The organism is Methanophagales archaeon, from assembly GCA_021159465.1.
Classification (GTDB): Archaea; Halobacteriota; Syntropharchaeia; order Alkanophagales; family Methanospirareceae; genus G60ANME1.
The window spans coordinates 1-1,268 of record JAGGRR010000201.1 but is presented as its reverse complement, the minus strand read 5'-3'; the positions used below and the strand labels follow the sequence as shown (position 1 = coordinate 1,268).

General features: G+C 37.7%; 3 protein-coding genes. All 3 read right to left on the bottom strand.

Going from position 1 to position 1,268, the window contains the following annotated elements; genetic code table 11:
* Nucleotides 1–211: 211 nt before the first annotated feature.
* The 3 genes from J7J01_08700 to J7J01_08690 all read right to left on the bottom strand — a co-directional run bounded on the left by J7J01_08700 (nucleotide 212) and on the right by J7J01_08690 (nucleotide 1,156).
* Nucleotides 212–589, bottom strand: a complete 378-nt coding sequence (locus tag J7J01_08700; GenBank protein MCD6210944.1) for a hypothetical protein — start codon at nucleotides 587–589, stop codon at nucleotides 212–214.
* Nucleotides 586–768: a hypothetical protein gene (locus J7J01_08695; protein MCD6210943.1), complete on the bottom strand. Its 183-nt coding sequence runs from the start codon at nucleotides 766–768 to the stop codon at nucleotides 586–588. Before J7J01_08695 ends, J7J01_08700 begins: the two co-directional genes overlap by 4 nt.
* 187 nt (nucleotides 769–955) lie before the next feature.
* Nucleotides 956–1,156 (bottom strand): helix-turn-helix transcriptional regulator, encoded by a 201-nt coding sequence (locus tag J7J01_08690; GenBank protein MCD6210942.1) that lies wholly within the window; start codon nucleotides 1,154–1,156, stop codon nucleotides 956–958.
* Nucleotides 1,157–1,268: the final 112 nt, after the last annotated feature.

Genomic DNA, 1,268 nt, shown 5'->3' with positions numbered 1-1,268 from the left:
AACTGCTATAACTTCATCGAAAATTGCATTTGCTGTATTCTTCAGAATTATCTCTGTTCTCACTTTGGCAAACTCTTTGAACCCCTTGAGCTTTTCAGGCTCCTTTGAAAGGTTAAGGAAATCTTCAGGTTTCATTTTGTAATAAGTAGTTGCTATATCCTCATAGCCTTTGGGATATGGCAATCCAATGAGCACAGGTAAAATCTTTGTATTAGGGGCGAATTCCCAACATCTCATTGCTTTCAGTTGTTATGATGGAAGCTACAGCAGTCCCATGAGCGAGTGTTGCTTCCTCCTCGGGATATACATATACCGCATCTCCCCCTTTAAAATCGCTATTCAGGAGTTTATTCTTGTATGCTGGATGATTCAAGTCCATTCCTATGTCTATAATAGCCACTGTTACACCTTCTTTTGGAATCGTAAGCTTAGGTAGCATACCTATCTGTTTTAAGAAATGCTGTTTCTCAAAATACTCTCCATAGTTGTAAGTATATTCTATTATATCTGATTTCCTCACTGTAAGGCATCCTGAAAGCAAAATGCCGATCAACACAAAACCTGCTATTCCAACCACAGATTTTCTCATTTTACCTCTCCTCCTAACACTTTTAGTATCACCAATCCAACTATAGAGCCAATCAGTCCTGCAACCAATAATACAGTGAAAGAAGCGCTATATTCTCTTAAGAATCCTCCGCCCAAAGCACATGGTATAGATATGAGCCATATGTAAAACGTAGTTTTCCTCCATTTATTTTTAAACATTTTTCACCTCCTCCTATTAATCGGAGAAATTTCACCTGACGGTTTGCGGATAAAAGAAGAACTGCTACAGCAAACTTTGGAAGGGGCTTCGGCTCGAAATCTTTTATCTGCTGTTATATTCCCTAAGCGTAAGCAAAGGTTAAGGATTGCATGCACCCGTAGAAGTCCGCCAGAACCTCTTAAAAGATCAATCATTCTCATCAAATATAAACAACTCCTCAATTGTTGTGTTCAATACTTTGGCTATTTTATATGCAAGTTTAAGGGATGGATTATACTTGCCTTTTTCCAAGAAAACGATAGTCTCTCTTCTAACCCCTACTTTTTTTGCTAACTCTTCTTGAGTGAGATTGTATCTTGCTCTATATTCTTTGATCCTCGTTTTCATTTCAATCCCTTTCTAGAAAAGTAGAATCTCAATAGAAACCATGAGTAGATCCCAATGAGCAAGGAGATCTCATACATTTCTCTCAAATTCACCCTAAGTATCCCATAAAAAT

Excerpts from the sequence above, each read along its gene's own strand:
- J7J01_08700 (MCD6210944.1), bottom strand. The coding sequence starts at position 589 with ATGAGAAAATCTGTGGTTGGAATAGCAGGTTTTGTGTTGATCGGCATT.
- J7J01_08695 (MCD6210943.1), bottom strand. The coding sequence starts at position 768 with ATGTTTAAAAATAAATGGAGGAAAACTACGTTTTACATATGGCTCATA.
- J7J01_08690 (MCD6210942.1), bottom strand. The coding sequence starts at position 1,156 with ATGAAAACGAGGATCAAAGAATATAGAGCAAGATACAATCTCACTCAA.